The organism is Amycolatopsis sp. NPDC104819 (assembly GCF_055583145.1).
Map to the genome: position 1 here is coordinate 92,271 of NZ_JBVJON010000012.1, position 14,914 is coordinate 107,184.

13 protein-coding genes are annotated in these 14,914 nt (G+C 71.5%); 5 read left to right on the forward strand and 8 right to left on the reverse strand.

Features of this window, described 5'->3' with window-relative positions; all coding sequences use genetic code 11:
• Positions 1-33: 33 nt before the first annotated feature.
• Entirely contained in the window at positions 34-3,636 is a 3,603-nt protein-coding gene (gene smc, locus ACZ63E_RS33375) for a chromosome segregation protein SMC (protein ID WP_465340188.1), read from the forward strand.
• A gap of 3 nt (positions 3,637-3,639) precedes the next feature.
• Here the strand turns inward: smc and ACZ63E_RS33380 are convergent, their stop codons facing one another.
• From ACZ63E_RS33380 to ACZ63E_RS33395, 4 genes are all read right to left on the reverse strand, one after another.
• Complete coding sequence (locus tag ACZ63E_RS33380) at positions 3,640-3,864, reverse strand: hypothetical protein (protein WP_465340189.1); 225 nt, start codon at positions 3,862-3,864, stop codon at positions 3,640-3,642.
• A 72-nt stretch (positions 3,865-3,936) separates the two neighbouring features.
• Positions 3,937-4,437, reverse strand: a complete 501-nt coding sequence (locus tag ACZ63E_RS33385) for a DUF3455 domain-containing protein (protein WP_465340191.1) — start codon at positions 4,435-4,437, stop codon at positions 3,937-3,939.
• Between the two features lie 84 nt (positions 4,438-4,521).
• Complete coding sequence (locus ACZ63E_RS33390; RefSeq protein WP_465340192.1) at positions 4,522-6,087, reverse strand: sodium:solute symporter; 1,566 nt, start codon at positions 6,085-6,087, stop codon at positions 4,522-4,524.
• 20 nt (positions 6,088-6,107) lie between these two features.
• The gene (locus ACZ63E_RS33395) at positions 6,108-7,316 is read right to left on the reverse strand and encodes an anhydro-N-acetylmuramic acid kinase (protein WP_465340194.1); all 1,209 of its coding nucleotides are present in this window, start codon (positions 7,314-7,316) and stop codon (positions 6,108-6,110) included.
• Positions 7,317-7,455: 139 nt separating this feature from the next.
• Between ACZ63E_RS33395 and ftsY the strand changes: the two genes are divergently transcribed.
• The gene (gene ftsY, locus ACZ63E_RS33400) at positions 7,456-8,745 is read left to right on the forward strand and encodes a signal recognition particle-docking protein FtsY (RefSeq protein WP_465340195.1); all 1,290 of its coding nucleotides are present in this window, start codon (positions 7,456-7,458) and stop codon (positions 8,743-8,745) included.
• Here ftsY and ACZ63E_RS33405 read toward each other — a convergent pair.
• Complete coding sequence (locus ACZ63E_RS33405; protein ID WP_465310573.1) at positions 8,742-9,224, reverse strand: hypothetical protein; 483 nt, start codon at positions 9,222-9,224, stop codon at positions 8,742-8,744. The two genes, ftsY and ACZ63E_RS33405, sit on opposite strands and share 4 nt — an antisense overlap.
• Before the next feature lie 146 nt (positions 9,225-9,370).
• On the opposite strand from ACZ63E_RS33405, the gene ACZ63E_RS33410 reads away from it, so the two are divergent.
• The gene (locus ACZ63E_RS33410) at positions 9,371-9,871 is read left to right on the forward strand and encodes a GNAT family N-acetyltransferase (protein ID WP_465340197.1); all 501 of its coding nucleotides are present in this window, start codon (positions 9,371-9,373) and stop codon (positions 9,869-9,871) included.
• Positions 9,872-9,874: 3 nt separating this feature from the next.
• On the opposite strand, the gene ACZ63E_RS33415 is transcribed toward ACZ63E_RS33410, so the two are convergent.
• Complete coding sequence (locus ACZ63E_RS33415; protein ID WP_465340199.1) at positions 9,875-10,174, reverse strand: hypothetical protein; 300 nt, start codon at positions 10,172-10,174, stop codon at positions 9,875-9,877.
• Complete coding sequence (locus ACZ63E_RS33420) at positions 10,171-10,947, reverse strand: IclR family transcriptional regulator (protein ID WP_465340201.1); 777 nt, start codon at positions 10,945-10,947, stop codon at positions 10,171-10,173. Before ACZ63E_RS33420 ends, ACZ63E_RS33415 begins: the two co-directional genes overlap by 4 nt.
• A 111-nt stretch (positions 10,948-11,058) precedes the next feature.
• Between ACZ63E_RS33420 and aceB the strand changes: the two genes are divergently transcribed.
• A complete protein-coding gene (gene aceB, locus ACZ63E_RS33425) occupies positions 11,059-12,645 on the forward strand; it encodes a malate synthase A (RefSeq protein ID WP_465340203.1) in 1,587 nt (528 codons plus the stop codon).
• Complete coding sequence (locus tag ACZ63E_RS33430; RefSeq protein ID WP_465340204.1) at positions 12,645-13,832, forward strand: DUF6986 family protein; 1,188 nt, start codon at positions 12,645-12,647, stop codon at positions 13,830-13,832. Before aceB ends, ACZ63E_RS33430 begins: the two co-directional genes overlap by 1 nt.
• Here ACZ63E_RS33430 and ACZ63E_RS33435 read toward each other — a convergent pair.
• The gene (locus tag ACZ63E_RS33435) at positions 13,829-14,908 is read right to left on the reverse strand and encodes a DUF2786 domain-containing protein (protein ID WP_465340205.1); all 1,080 of its coding nucleotides are present in this window, start codon (positions 14,906-14,908) and stop codon (positions 13,829-13,831) included. The genes ACZ63E_RS33430 and ACZ63E_RS33435 overlap by 4 nt on opposite strands.
• Between the last annotated feature and the right edge of the window lie 6 nt (positions 14,909-14,914).

Genomic DNA, 14,914 nt, shown 5'->3' on the forward strand with positions numbered 1-14,914 from the left:
GCCAGTACCGGCAGCCAGAGGGGTCAGCACGCAGTGCACCTGAAAAGCTTGACGCTGAAGGGCTTCAAGTCCTTCGCCTCGGCCACCACGCTGCGCTTCGAACCGGGCATCACCTGCGTGGTCGGCCCGAACGGCTCCGGCAAGTCCAACGTGCTGGACGCGCTGCGCTGGGTCATGGGCACCCAGGGCGCGAAGGACCTGCGCGGCGGCAAGATGGAGGACGTCATCTTCGCCGGCACGGCGGGCCGCGCCCCGCTCGGCCGCGCCGAGGTCACCCTCACCATCGACAACGCCGACGGCGCGCTCCCGATCGAGTACGCCGAGGTGTCGATCACCCGCCGGATGTTCCGCGACGGCGCGAGCGAGTACGAGATCAACGGCGACCGCTGCCGCCTGATGGACGTCCAGGAGCTGCTGTCGGACTCCGGCATCGGCCGCGAGATGCACGTCATCGTCGGGCAGGGCCAGCTCTCGGCCATTCTCGAGTCCAAGCCCGAAGAGCGCCGCGCCTTCATCGAAGAGGCCGCCGGCGTCCTCAAGCACCGCAAGCGCAAGGAACAGACCCTGCGCAAGCTGGCCAACATGCAAGGCAACCTCGACCGCCTCGGCGACCTCACCACCGAGCTGCGCCGCCAGCTCAAGCCGCTGGGCAAGCAGGCCGAGATCGCCCGCAAGGCCCAGTCCGTGCAGTCCGAGCTGCGCGACTCCCGCCTGCGTCTGCTCGCCGACGACCTGGTCACTCAGCGCACCACCATCGAGCGCGACGAGGCCGACGAGAAGACCGCCCGCCAGCGCCGCGGCGAGGTTGAGCAGCACCTCGAGCTCGTCTCCGCCGAGGAAGCCGAGCTGGAGGCTTCGCTCGCCGAGGACGCTCCGCTGCTCCAGACCGCCCAGGAGACCTGGTACAAGCTGTCCGCGCTGGCCGAGCGCCTGCGCGGCACCGTCCGCCTCGCGATCGAGCGGCAGCGGCACCTCTCCGCCGACGTCGCCGGGCACACCGGTGGCCGTGACCCCGAAGAGCTGCTCGAAGAGGCCGAGCGCGTCGCCGAGCAGGAGGAAGAGCTCAACGAGGCCGTCATGGAGGCCCGGGAGCTGCTCGCCCAGACCGTGCTGCGGCGCGAGGACCTCGAACAGCGGGTCCAGGCCGCCGAGCGCGCGCACTGGGCCGCCGTCCGCGCGATCGCCGACCGCCGTGAGGGCATGGCCAAGCTGACCGGCCAGGTCGAGGCCCTGCGCAGCAAGAACGGCGCCACCACCGACGAGATCGACCGGCTCAGCGTCTCCATCGAAGAGTCCGCCGAGCGCGCCGAGATCGCCGTCGAAGAAATGGAGATGGCCAAGGCCGAGGGTGGCGCGGAGGAGTCCGACGACTCCGGGCTGATGGCCCACCACGACCGCGCGGTGGAGGCCAACAACGCGGCCAAGGCGCGTGTCGAAGAGCTGGTCAAGGCCGAACGCACCGCCGAGCGCGAGATCGCGTCGGAGAAAGCGCGGGTCGAGGCGCTGTCGATGGGGCTGCGGCGCAAGGACGGCGCGGGCGCGCTGCTCGGCGCGTCCCACGAGCTGCCGGGCCTGCTCGGCTCGGTCGCGGCGCTGCTGACCGTCGAGCCCGGATACGAGGTCGCGCTGGCCGCGGCGCTCGGCCCGGTGGCCGACGCGATCGCCGTCTCGGGCGGCGAAGACGCCCTGCGTGCGCTGAAGTACCTGAAGGAAACGGACTCCGGCCGCGCGGGTATCCTGCTCGGCGGGCCCGAGTCCACTGTGGACACCTACTCGTGGCCGTCCCTGCCGGAAGGCGCGCGCTGGGCGCGTGAGGTCGTCACGGCGCCCGCGCAGCTGCGGCCCGCCGTCGAGCAGGCCCTCGACAAGCTGGCCCTGGTCCGCGACCTCGACGCGGCGCGGCAGCTCGTCGCGGTGCACCAGGACGTCCGCGCGGTCACCGCCGAGGGGGACGTCTTCGGCGCCCGCTGGGCGATCGGCGGCTCCGGCAAGCGCGAGAGCGTGATCGAGGTCCAGGCGGCCGTCGACGAGGCGGGCGACCGGCTCCGCACGGCCGAGCGTTCGCTGGAGCGGTACGCGGCCGAGCTGGAAGGCGCCCGCGCCGAGCAGCAGGCGCGTCGCGAAGAGGTTTCCCAGGCCAAGGACGCGCTCGGCGACGCCAAGGTCCGCAAGGCCCGCTCGTCGGAGCGGCTCAGCCGGCTGCAGCAGGCGGCTCGCCAGGCGCAGGCCGAGGTCGAGCGGCTCACCGGCCAGCGCGCGAAGGTCGAGCAGAGCCGCGTGCAGGCCCTGGCCCAGCTCGCGGAGCTGGAGGAACGGCTCGCCGCCGTCGCCGAGCAGCCGGTCGAGGACGACCCGGACACCGCGGAGCGCGACGCGGCCGCCGAGGAGCTGGCCGTCGTCCGGCAGGAGGAGATGGAGGCGCGGCTCGCGCAGCGCACCGCCGAAGAGCGGGCGCGCAGCATTGCCGGCAAGGCCGAAGGCCTCCGCCGCGCCGCGCACGCCGAGCAGCAGGCCCGCGAACGCGCCGAGCGTGCGGCCGCGAACCGCAAGCGCGGCGCCGAGATCGCCAACGCCGTGGTCAACGGCGGTGAGCTCGCGCTGGAGCGCATCGAGCAGTCGGTGCAGCGCGCGGCCGCCGAGCGCGACCAGGTCCAGTCCCGCCGTCAGAGCCGTGAGTCCGCGCTGACCGGCGTCCGCGCCAAGGTCCGCGAGCTCACCGGCGAGCTGGAGAAGCTGACCGACGCCGTCCACCGCGACGAGGTGCTGCGCGCCGAGCAGCGGCTGCGCCTGGAGACGCTGGAAGCCAAGATCGCCGAGGACTTCGGCATCGGCCTGACCGATCTGGTCCAGGAGTACGGCCCGGACGTCCCGGTCCCGCCCAGCGCGGGCGAGATGGCCGAGTACGAGGCGGCCAAGGACCGCGGCGAGGACGTCACCCCGCCGCCGCCCATGCCCTACGACCGCGACACCCAGGCCCGCCGCGCCAAGCGCGCGGAGAAGGACTTGTCGTTGCTGGGCAAGGTGAACCCCCTCGCGCTCGAGGAGTTCGCGGCGCTGGAGGAGCGCTACAAGTTCCTCTCCACGCAGCTGGAGGACCTGAAGGACACGCGCAAGGACCTCGAAGCGGTCATCAAGCAGGTCGACGAGAAGATCCTCGAGGTCTTCGCCGGCGCGTACGCGGACGTGGCGCGCGAGTTCGAGACGGTGTTCAGCGTGCTCTTCCCGGGCGGCGAAGGCCGGATGGTCCTCACCGAGCCGGACGACCTGCTGAGCACCGGCGTCGACGTCGAAGCGCGCCCGCCGGGCAAGAAGGTCAAGCGGCTGTCGCTGCTGTCGGGTGGCGAGAAGTCGCTGGTCGCGGTGGGCATGCTGGTCGCGATCTTCCGCGCCCGGCCGTCACCCTTCTACGTCATGGACGAGGTCGAGGCGGCACTCGACGACACGAACATGCGCCGGCTGATCGGGCTGCTGGAGCAGCTGCGCGACTCGTCGCAGCTGATCATCATCACCCACCAGAAGCCGACCATGGAGATCGCCGACGCGCTCTACGGCGTGAGCATGCAGGGCGACGGCATCACAAAGGTGATCTCGCAGCGCCTGCGCACGGCCGACGACGAGCCCGTCGCGGTCGGCTGACCCTCACATCTGGTCTTCGCGCGGCGCGCGGCGGTCTTCGCCGCGCACACGCGGCTCGTAGGTGCTCAGGTCGTTGCCGACGCTCCCGGCGTCGCCCATCTGCGGCCGCCGCCCGCCGGGCCGGAGCATGCCGTGCCTGACCCCGCGCTTGCGGTCGAACCGGTCCATGACCAGGCCGATGACGAGCAGCACGGCGATGACCACGCCCAAGCCGATGAAGAACCCCATGTGAAACCCCTGTCCCCGCAGCCAGCTTACGGCGGTGCGGGAGCAGGGGGCAGTTCGATTTCCCGAACGCTACTACTGGGCCACCCAGAAGGCGTAGTCGGCCGAGTAGCGCACCGCGGTCTGCGCGCCGTCGGTGCAGGCTCCCGCCGGGGCCACGCCGCCGCGGGTGTTGAGCCGCTGGACGTACGTGACCTTCCCGAAGATCCCGTCACCCGTGTTGAGGTTGGCCTTGAGCAGCAGTTCCGGGATCGCGCCGTCGCGTGGCGCGTTCGCCACCGCCGCCGCGCCGACCGTGCTGCCGTCCACAATGGACGTCCACACCGGACCCTTGCTGTGCAGGGCCACCGGCTTGCCGTGTCTGGAGAGCACCGCCGCGGGCTGGATCAGCGTCCACGCGCCGGTGGTGCACCCGTAGATCTGGACATCCTCGGCCGGGTACGTCGCGAGCGCCCGGTTGCCGGCCGGGACCTTGATCGTCTCCGGCACCTTCGGGCCCGCCGGGCTGGCCGAAGCCGTCGCCGCGCCGCCGAGCACCAGGGCGCCGACCGCGAGCGCCACCGTCATCCGTTTCATGAACCCACCTTCGATTCCTCCCGCCGCTTCCCGGCGGGCACCCGCTGACCAACACGGGCGCCCGCCGGAAGCGGTTCAGAAGAATCAGGCGGCGGCTTCCTCCGGCGCCGTCTCGGCGGCCTCGGCCTCGGCCGCCTTCGGGTCCGGCGTCCGGTGCCGCAGGGCGAGCAATCCGCCGACGACCAGCGTGATCACCACGCCCAGCAGCGTGTACCAGGGGTAGGCGAGCGCGACCTTGTCCCCGGCGGCCTTGCTGAAGTCGATGCCCAGCAGACCGCCGGTCTTCGCGCTGAACTTCACGCCGAGGATCACGAACGCCATCACCACGACCGTCGTGACGAACGCGATGACCGCGTCCGCCTGCCGCGCCTTCTTGACCAGCAGGCCGAGCAGGAACGATCCGAGCAGCGCGCCGTACGTGTAGCCGGTGATCGCGAGGCCCAGCTCGATCACGGAGTTCTTCGTGGTGGAGAACAGCGACGCGAACACCGCGAACACCACGGCCCAGATGAGTGTCCACATGCGACCGTGCTGGAGCAGCTTGGAGTCTTCCGGCGAGCGCTTGGTGAAGCGCTGGTAGAGGTCGGCCACGGTCGACGTCGAAAGGGCGTTGAGCGCCGACGCCAAAGCCCCCATGGTCGACGCGAGGACCCCCGCGATGAGCAGGCCCGACACCCCGACCGGCAGGTCGTCGATGATGAACCGCGAGAACACGTCGTCCGGGCTCTGCAGGCCGAGCTCCGCGACCGACTTGCGGCCGTTGAACACCCACAGCATCGCCCCGACCAGCAGGAACAGCGCGAACTGGATCGTCACGATGATGCCGCTGCCGATGAGCGCCTTCTGGCCGTCGCGCAGGCTGCGCGTCGCCATCAGCCGCTGCGCGATCAGCTGGTCGGCGCCGTGCGAGGCCATCGACAGCGCCGCGCCGCCGAGCACCGCCGTCACGAAGGCGTACGGGCTGGTCAGCAGGTTCTTCGTGAAGTCGACGAGCATGAACTTGCCGTCGTCGGACGCCTGGGTCATCCAGTCGCCGGGCAGCTTGTTAAGCAGCACGATCGCGGCCACCGCGGCGCCGCCGAGGTACAGCGTGAGCTGGATGACGTCGACCCAGACGACCGCCTTGATCCCGCCGATGTAGGCGTAGATCAGCGTCAGCGCGGTCAGGATCACCACGATCACCCAGTAGTCCAGGTGGATGTTGTAGTGCCCGAGGATCACCTTGATCGGGATCGCGCCGGCGAACAGGCGCACGCCCTCGGCGAGCAGCCGGGTGATCACGAAGGTCACCGACGCGGTGCCCTGCAGGCCCGAGCCGAACCGCTTCCCGAGGAAGGCGTACGCGCTCACGAGGTTGCCCCGGAAGTACCGCGGCAGCAGCACGAACGCGGCGATGACCCGGCCGATGATGTAGCCGAAGGCCAGCTGCAGGAACAGGAACGCGTTGCCGAACACGAGACCCGGCGTGCTGATCACGGTGAGCGTCGAGGTCTCCGTGGCCACGACGGACAACATGACCGCGCCCCACGGCAGGCTGCGCTCGCCGACGAAGTAGTCGGCCGCCGACCGTTGTTTCCGGCCGACGAGCACGCCTATCAGCGGCATCGCCGCCAGGTAGACCACGATGATGGCGAGGTCAACACCACGCATGGACTTCTCCTACTGTCTGTTCATCCGGCCTTCTCCGCGACTCGCAACCTCGTCACGGCGCCCCCCAGCGGGGCGGGAAGGTTCAGGGGCCCGGCGCCCGGCACGAGCGCGCCGAGCAGGCGCGGCCCGCGGGCGCCGGTCGCCGACGGAACCGTACCCGGCACGCCGCACCAGGTGAGCCAGCCGAGCAGCGCGGTCAGGTACGCCTCCTTGCCGGCGCCGGGCAGGCCGAGGTCGTGGCTGGTCTTGAGCGCGGCGGACGGCAGGTTCCGGGCCAGCGCGGCCATCACGGCCGGGTTTGCGACCCCGCCGCCCGAGGCGATGACCGCCGTGACGCCGTGCCGGCGGCATTCGTCGGCGACGGTCACCGCGGTGAGCTCGGTCAGCGTCGCCAGCAGGTCGCCGGGGGCGACCGGCGGGAGGTCGTGCAGGGCGGCGTCGAGGAACGGCGCGTTGAAGTGCTCCTTGCCGGTGGACTTCGGCGGCGCGGCGGCGAAGTACGGATCGGCGAGCAGCCGCTGGAGCAGGTCCGCGCGCACCGAGCCGCTGAGCGCGAGCTGCCCGTCGACGTCGCTGCGGCGCCCGGTGACGCGGTAGGCGGCCAGGTCGAGCAGCGCGTTGGCGGGTCCGGTGTCGTAGGCGACCGCCGGCCGTCCCTCGGCGACGACGGTGATGTTCGCGATGCCGCCGAGGTTGAGCGCGGCGACGGGCCCGCCGGTGTCCTCGGCCACGCCGCGCAGCCACAGCTGGTCGAACGTGCTCGCCAGCGGCGCGCCGTGCCCGCCCGCGGCGACGTCCCGGGCCCGCAGGTCGGCGACCACCGGCAGCCCGGTGCGCTCGGCGATCCAGGCGGGCTGGCCGAGCTGCAGCGTGCCGTGGACGTGGCCGTCCTCCACCCAGTGGAACACCGTCTGGCCCAGCGACGCGACGAAGTCCGCGGTGCCACCGGCGAGCTCGACGGCGCCGCGCAGGGCCGCGTCGGCGAACGCCTGGCCGACGCCGGTGTCGAGCCGCGTCAGCTCGCCGGCGGTGCACGGGTTCGGCGGGAGGGCGGCGAGCAGGCCGTCACGCAGCGGCTCGGGGTAGGCGATGTCGAGCTCGCCCAGCGGGGTCAGCACCACCGTGCCGTCCTCGGCGTGCAGGTCGGCGGCGGCCACGTCGATGCCGTCGACCGACGTGCCCGAAATCAGCCCGATCACCCGGAAGCCGTGGCCGGCTCGTTTCCCCATCCGGAGGGGTTTAGTGCAGGCTTCCGGGTGACGCAACCCACGTGGTGAAGTCTTGGCCCAATCGGGATCTACGTCGTTACGAATTGCCTGTGCGGACGGGGTGTCCGGCGCGAGCGGGTGCGGATGAAAGGATGGGCCGGTGTCGAGCACCTGGTTCCTGTTCGTAGTCCTCGCCGTTGTCGTGCTGGTCGCCCTCCTGGTGACCGGCCTGCTCATCGCGCGCCGGCGCCGGATCACCCTGGACGCCCAGCGGGAGGTCGAGGAGAAACCGAAGGGCGGCAGTTACGCGGCGAGCGGCGGCATCGCGCTCGCGCCCGGCGGGACCGAGGTCGAGCACCCCGTCGAAGACCGGCCGGAGACCGACGGCCAGCCCGCGGTCGGCGACGACGCCGCGGTGCCGCGCGACTCGGCCCAGCGCACGGTGCGCGACGTCAAGCTGCCGGACGCCGAGGTGGTCGAGCCGGCGCCCGCGTCGGCCCCGGTCGCCGAGGAGATCGACCCCGCGACCGGGCGCATGGAGCGGCTGCGCGGGCGGCTGGCGAAGTCGCGGTCGGTGTTCGGGACGAGCCTGCTCGGCCTGCTCGGCGCCGGTGACCTCGACGAGGACTCCTGGCAGGACGTCGAAGACACGCTGCTGATGGCCGACCTGGGTGCGGCCACCACGAACCAGATCGTCGAGCGGCTGCGCGACGAGCTGTCCCGCCGCGCGATCCGGTCGTCGGCCGAGGCCCGCGAGGTGCTGCACGAGGTGCTGACGGCGCAGCTGTCCACCGACAGCGAGCGCGCGGTGCGAGCGCTGCCGCACATCGTCGACGGCCAGAAGCAGCCCGCGGTGGTCCTGGTGGCCGGTGTCAACGGCACGGGCAAGACGACGACCACGGGCAAGCTCGCCCGCGTCCTCGTGGCCCAGGACAAGACGGTGGTCCTGGGCGCGGCGGACACGTTCCGCGCGGCGGCGGCCGACCAGCTCCAGACGTGGGCCGAGCGCGTGGGCGCCGAGGTCGTCCGCGGCAAGGAAGGCGCGGACCCGGCCGCGGTGGCGTTCGACGCGGTCAAGCGCGGCGTGGACACGGGCGTCGACACGGTCCTGATCGACACCGCGGGGCGTCTGCACACGAAGACCGGCCTGATGGACGAGCTGGGCAAGGTCAAGCGAGTCGTCGAGAAGCAGGCGAAGGTCGACGAGGTCCTGCTGGTCCTGGACGCGACGACCGGCCAGAACGGGTTGATGCAGGCCCGGGTGTTCGCCGAGGTCATCGACGTGACGGGCATCGTGCTGACCAAGCTGGACGGCACCGCCAAGGGCGGCATCGTGTTCCAGGTCCAGCGCGAGCTCGGGGTGCCGGTGAAGCTGGTCGGGCTCGGTGAAGGCCCGGACGACCTGGCGCCGTTCGAGCCCGGCGCGTTCGTGGACGCCCTGCTCGGCTAGAGCCGGAAGAGCGGCGTCCCGTCGGTCCGGCGCAGGCCCAGCTGCAGGACGGCCGGCTCCGACGGTCGCTGGGCCGAGATGAGCAGCGGCGACGTCCGGTGCGCCGCGACCGTCAGGTGCGACCACCCGATGCCCTGCAGGACCGGGCCCGACCGGGTCCGACGACCGGGGTCGACGACGAGCGCGGCCCCGAAGTACCGGCCGCCCGGCAGGGTGAGGCGGGCCGTGTGCCCCAGCACCACGGAGAACGCCGTGCCGCTGCGGCTGCCGTCCAGCTGCAGCGTGACGATCACCGGCGTGCGGACCTTCGCGGCCCGGTGGTGCCGCACGGTGATCTCGACCTTCCCGCCCGTGCCCGAAGCGGGCGGGTGCGGCCACGCAGGAGGCGGCGGTGAGCCGTCGAGCGCACGGTCGACGAGTCTTTCGACGGTGTGCGAAGCGGCGAGCCACGCGAGCGCGCCGCCGACGTGCGGGTCCATGGTGGTCCCTTCGGCGAAAATCGGATGACGGAGGACGCGCGCCGGCGCACACTCCGGGCATGCCCGGTTGACGCACGTCCTCTCGTGCCCCTCCTCGTACCCGACGTCGCCCAAAGCCGTCATTCGCTACGAGAGAGGACCAAAGCATGCCCATCATCCCTGGTGCGTGCGTACTTTTGCGTACCATTTCGGCAAAAGACCGCGGCCGCGTCCGCGAGATCCTGGCCACCCCGGAGGTCGCCCGCTGGTGGGGCGACCCGGACCACGAGGTCAACGGCCTGTACGAGGTCGAAGACGGCTACACCTGCTACGTCATCGAACTCGGCGGTGAGGTCGTGGGGATCATCCAGAGCTGCGAGGAGCTGGAGCCGCAGTACCGCCACGCCGGGATCGACATCTCGGTCCACCCGGACGTCCACGGCCGCGGTGTCGGCACGGACGCCTTGCGCACGTTGGCCCGGCATCTGCTGGAGAACGGCCACCACCGCCTGACGATCGACCCGGCGGCGTCCAACGAGACGGCGATCCACGTGTACGAGAAGGTCGGCTTCAAGAGGGTCGGGATCATGCGGAACTACGAGCGCGCCCCGGACGGCACCTGGCACGACGGCCTGCTCATGGACCTGCTGAAGGGAGAGCTGAAGTAGCGGTCAGTCCTTGTCGACGACCTGCTGGAGCAGCCGAGCCATTCCGTCGAGCCTTGCGTTGAGACCGGCAAAACCTTTGTCGACCGTGTCGCCGATGCTGCCGATGCTGCCGAGGTCGGCGCTGAGGCTGTCGAGTTGCCTGCCCTGCGCGATCTGCGTTTCGCGTACGTCGTTCAGCAGCGCGGTGTGGCAGCTCAAGATGCGCCGGATTTCGGCGGCTCGCTCGAGGCGGAACGGATCGGACATGGCGATCAGGGTATCGGCCGACATGAGCCCTGAGTCACCGGCGATCACTCCGCTCACACGGTGACCGTGGCCTGGGACAGGCTGGCTCCCAGGGCGTCGGCCACCCGCTGCACCGCCGGGGCGATGTGCGCCACCGCCTCGGCGGTCAGCCGGCCCGACGGGCCCGACACCGAAACCGCCGCCGGCACCGGAGCCCCCGGCACTGCCACCGCCACGCACCGGACGCCCAGCTCCTGCTCGGCCTCGTCGAGCGCGTACCCCTGCTGGGCGATCCGCGAAAGCTCCACGGCCAGCGCGTCCGCGTCGGTGAACGTGTGCTCGGTGTAGGCGGGCATCCCCGTCCGGTCCAGGATCGAGCGGACCTCCGACGCCGGCAGGTGCGCCAGCATCGCCTTGCCCACCCCCGTGCCGTGCGGCAGCAGCCGCCGGCCGACCTCGGTGAACATCCGCATCGAGTGCTTCGAGGGCACCTGGGCCACGTACACGACTTCGTCGCGCTCCAGGACCGCCAGGTTCGCCGTCTCGCCGACCTCCTCGACCAGCTCCGCCAGCAGTGGCCGCGCCCAGGCGCCGAACTGCATGCTCGCGTTCTCGCCGAGGCGGATCAGCCGGGCGCCCAGCGCGTACCGGCGGTTGGTGTTCTGCCGGACGTACCCCAGGTCGACCAGGGTGCGGATGAGCCGGTGGATCGTCGGCATCGGCAGCCCGGACAGCGTCGCGAGCTCGGACAGGCTGGCTTCACCGCCGGTGTCCGCGAGGTGTTCCAGCAGCTCGAAGGCACGCTGCAGGGACTGGACGCCGCCGTCGCGCCCGTTCTTCTCCGCCGGCACGGTGGCCCTCCTTACGTCGGCGTTGAGCTTCCGCTATGCAGAAACTATAGTCCGGCTGGTAGAAAACCGTAGGGCCGTTATCCAAAGATCCGAACCCTCGAGGTGTTCCACATGTCTTCTGAAGCCCAGGTGCTGGGTGACGCGGTCGAGCGCGGCGACGAGATCCTCACGCCGGCAGCGCTCGACTTCCTCGCCGGCCTGCACGATGCCTTCGCCGGCCGCCGCGACGAGCTGCTCCAGGCGCGGAGCAAGCGTCGCGAGGAGGCCCGGACCACCGGCCGGCTCGACTTCCTGCCGGAGACGAAGGAGATCCGCGAGGGCGACTGGCAGGTCGCCGGCGCGCCCGAGGCCCTGCGTGACCGCCGGGTCGAGATCACCGGGCCGACCGAGCGCAAGATGACCATCAACGCGCTCAACTCCGGCGCCAAGGTCTGGCTCGCCGACCTCGAAGACGCCAACACGCCGCACTGGGCGAACGTCGTGTCCGGCCAGGTCAACCTCTACGACGCCGTCCGCGAGACGATCACCCTCGAGAGCGGTGGCAAGAGCTACGCGCTCAAGGACGACGTCGAGCACGCCACGATCGTCGTCCGCCCCCGCGGCTGGCACCTGCCCGAGCGCGGCCTGTCCTTCGGTGGCCGCCAGGCAGTCGGCGCGCTCGTCGACTTCGGCCTGCACTTCTTCCACAACGCGGCCGAGCTGCTCAAGCGCGGCAAGGGCCCGTACTACTACCTCCCGAAGATGGAGAGCCACCTCGAAGCGCGGCTCTGGAACGACGTCTTCACCCACGCCGAGAAGACCCTCGGCATCGACCACGGCACCATCCGCGCGACCGTGCTGATCGAGACCATCCCGGCCGCGTTCGAGATGGAAGAGATCCTCTACGAGCTGCGCGAGCACGCGTCCGGCCTCAACGCGGGCCGCTGGGACTACCTCTTCAGCGTCATCAAGTACTTCCGCGACGCGGGGGAGAAGTTCGTCCTGCCGGACCGCAACTCCGTCACCATGACCGCGCCGTTCATGCGCGCCTACACCGAGCTGCTCGTGCGCACCTGCCACAAGCGCGGCGCGTTCGCGATCGGCGGCATGGCCGCGTTCATCCCGAGCAAGGACCCCGAGACCAACAAGGGCGCCTTCGACAAGGTGCACGCGGACAAGTCCCGCGAGGCCGGCGACGGCTTCGACGGCTCCTGGGTCGCGCACCCCGGCATGGTCGCCCTCTGCAAGGAGGAGTTCGACAAGGTCCTCGGCGACGAGCCGAACCAGCTCGGGCGCAGGCGCGACGAGGACTGGGATCTCTCTGCCACCGCCGACCAGCTGCTGGACGTCGCTTCGACGCCGGGTGGCGCGACGGCGGGCGGCCTGCGCGCCGCGGTCGACGTCGGCGTCCGCTACATCGCGTCCTGGCTGGGCGGCAACGGCGCGGCGGCCATCCACAACCTGATGGAAGACGCGGCGACGGCGGAGATCTCGCGTTCGCAGATCTGGCAGTGGGTCAAGAACGGGACCACTTTGGACACCGGCGACGTCGTGACGTCGGAGCTGGTGCGCGGGGTGCTGGCGGAGGTCCGCGGTGAGCTGGCCGCCGAGCTCAAGCCGGAGCTGCTGGAGCCGGCCGTGGAGCTGTTCGAGCAGGTCGCGCTGGCCGACGACTTCCCGGACTTCCTGACGCTGCCCGCTTACGAGCGGATCAAGTAGTGCGGCTGTCCCAGGACGTCTACGACGCCGCGGACGCGCGCTTGGCCGAGGCCGACGCGCGCGTCGCGGCGGCGTACCCGGGGGAGCGCCCGGGACGGCAGCCGGTGCACACCGTCTACGTCCCGGCGTCGCAGTACCGCACCCGCCTGGTCGCCGACTGGGGCAAGCAGGCGATGCGGGTGTTCATCGAGCACGAGGACCTGCTCGGAGTCGACGCGGACGTCTACGAACGCGTGCGGGCGAAGCTGCTCACCGAGCCGATCGAAGACCTGCGGATCGACTTCGAGGACGGTTTCGGCCGGGTGCCGGACGACGTCGAGGACGCGGCCGCGGTGGCGGCCGGGCAGACTCTGGCCACGACCGGGGGTACACCGTTCTGCGGCATCCGGTTCAAGAGCTTCGAACCGGCAACGCGCCGGCGTGGCATCCGCACCCTGGACCTGTTCCTGGGCTCGTTGCTGGACAACGGGCCGCTGCCGCCGGGGTTCGTGGTCACGCTGCCCAAGGTGACGGCCGTCGAGCAGGTTTCGGTGGCCGCGGAAGTGCTGGCCCGGCTGGAATCCGCGTATGGCCTGGCTTCGGGAGCGCTGCGGTTCGAGGTCCAGATCGAGACGGCACAGTCCATTGTGGACCTCGACGGCACGCTCTCGGTGGCGCGCATCGTGCACGCCGCGGCCGAGCGCTGCACCGGGCTGCACTACGGCACGTACGACTACAGCGCCGGCCTCGGCATCGCGGCGGCGTACCAGAGCATGGAGCACCCGGCGGCGGACCTGGCCAAGGGCCTGATGCAGGTCTCGGCGGCGGGCACCGGTGTCCGCCTCTCGGACGGCTCGACGAACAAGCTCCCGATCGGCGACGCGCTGCCGGAGGCGTGGGCGGAGCATCTGCGCCTGGTCCGCCGTTCGCTGGAGCGGGGCTTCTACCAGGGCTGGGACCTGCACCCCCACCAGCTGCCGACGCGCTTCGCGGCGACGTACACGTTCTACCGCTCGGGATTTCCGGCGGCGGTGGAGCGGCTGCGCGCGTACGCGGAGAAGCAGGCCGGGGGAGTGCTGGACGAACCGGCGACGGCGCAGGCCCTGGCGGTGTACCTGCTGCGCGGCCTGGACTGCGGGGCCCTCGACGAGGGGGAGCTGCCGTTCGGGCGGCCGGAGCTGGAGAAGTACGCCCGTCGCGAGGACTAGCGCAGCCGGGCGCGGTCGGCTGCCGACCGGCCCGCGTCCCACCCGTCGAGGTCGCGCACCGTCACGGACTTGCCGACCACGTCGGGGAAGAGGGCGGTGAAGGCCGACTCCACCTTCAGCTCGTGCGAAGCCAGCACGGGCAGCAGGCGAGCCGAGTCCGGTGACGCCGCGATCGTCGTTTCCGCGGCGCGTTCGAGGCGCTCGCCGATCCGGGTGGCGTAGGCGACGAGGAACGACTTGCGGAACGGCCGCGACCGGCCGGCCGGGTCGGCGATCATCGCCCGTGTCGCCTGCACGAGCAGCGACGTCGTCAGCACCGCGACGGCGTCCAGGTCTTCCTCGTCGCCGACGACGGTGACGAACCCGAGGCGAGGGTCGAAGATCGCGCGGCACCGGTTGGCCTTCGAGACCACCTGGACCAGCAGCGACTTGGCGTCGACGTACGGCGTGTCGAGCCAGATCCGGCGCGACGTCGGCCGGTCGGGCTCGGCCTCATCGGCCTCGACGAGCACTCGGTCGAGGGCGTGGCGGGTCATCAGCTCCTGCGCCTTCGCCGAGAGGGCTTCGGCCTCCTCCGGGAACGAGCTCGACTCGGCCTTGGCCAGCAGCGCGCGGACCCGGCCCAGCTTCTTCTCGTCGACGGTGTGGGGAACCGTCCGGTCCGGCAGCGGCAGGTCCGGCAGCGACAGCAGGAATCCCAGCGCTTCGACGACGGAGGTCAGCGCTTCGGCCGGGCTGAGGATGTGCCGGGCCGCCCACTGGGTCAGGTGCGGCTCGGCGAGGGCGTCGAGCACGTAGGAGCGGGCGAACTCGTCGACGCGCCGCCGAGCCGCTTGGTCGAGGTCTTCGCGCAGCCACCCGCCCCGCCGGACCCGCGCGATGACGTGCCGGGTCGCGAGCCCGGCGCCTTCGACCGGTCCGGCCGGCCAGTCGAGACCCGGGGCGAGCCGGTTCGCGCACCGCTTGGCCGCGCCCGGGATCCCCCGCGCGGTCTCGGAAGCGGCGACGAGCAGCGTGTCGCGGAACTCGTCGGCCGTGCTCTCGCCGCCCCGAGTCTCACGCTTCTGCTTGCCCATGCTCTC

Bases quoted from the DNA above. Each gene is read 5' to 3' on its own strand.
- ACZ63E_RS33380 (WP_465340189.1), bottom strand. From the start codon at position 3,864: ATGGGGTTCTTCATCGGCTTGGGCGTGGTCATCGCCGTGCTGCTCGTC.
- ACZ63E_RS33385 (WP_465340191.1), bottom strand. From the start codon at position 4,437: ATGAAACGGATGACGGTGGCGCTCGCGGTCGGCGCCCTGGTGCTCGGC.
- ACZ63E_RS33390 (WP_465340192.1), bottom strand. From the start codon at position 6,087: ATGCGTGGTGTTGACCTCGCCATCATCGTGGTCTACCTGGCGGCGATG.
- ACZ63E_RS33395 (WP_465340194.1), bottom strand. From the start codon at position 7,316: ATGGGGAAACGAGCCGGCCACGGCTTCCGGGTGATCGGGCTGATTTCG.
- ACZ63E_RS33405 (WP_465310573.1), bottom strand. From the start codon at position 9,224: ATGGACCCGCACGTCGGCGGCGCGCTCGCGTGGCTCGCCGCTTCGCAC.
- ACZ63E_RS33410 (WP_465340197.1), top strand. From the start codon at position 9,371: ATGCCCATCATCCCTGGTGCGTGCGTACTTTTGCGTACCATTTCGGCA.
- aceB (WP_465340203.1), top strand. From the start codon at position 11,059: ATGTCTTCTGAAGCCCAGGTGCTGGGTGACGCGGTCGAGCGCGGCGAC.
- ACZ63E_RS33435 (WP_465340205.1), bottom strand. From the start codon at position 14,908: ATGGGCAAGCAGAAGCGTGAGACTCGGGGCGGCGAGAGCACGGCCGAC.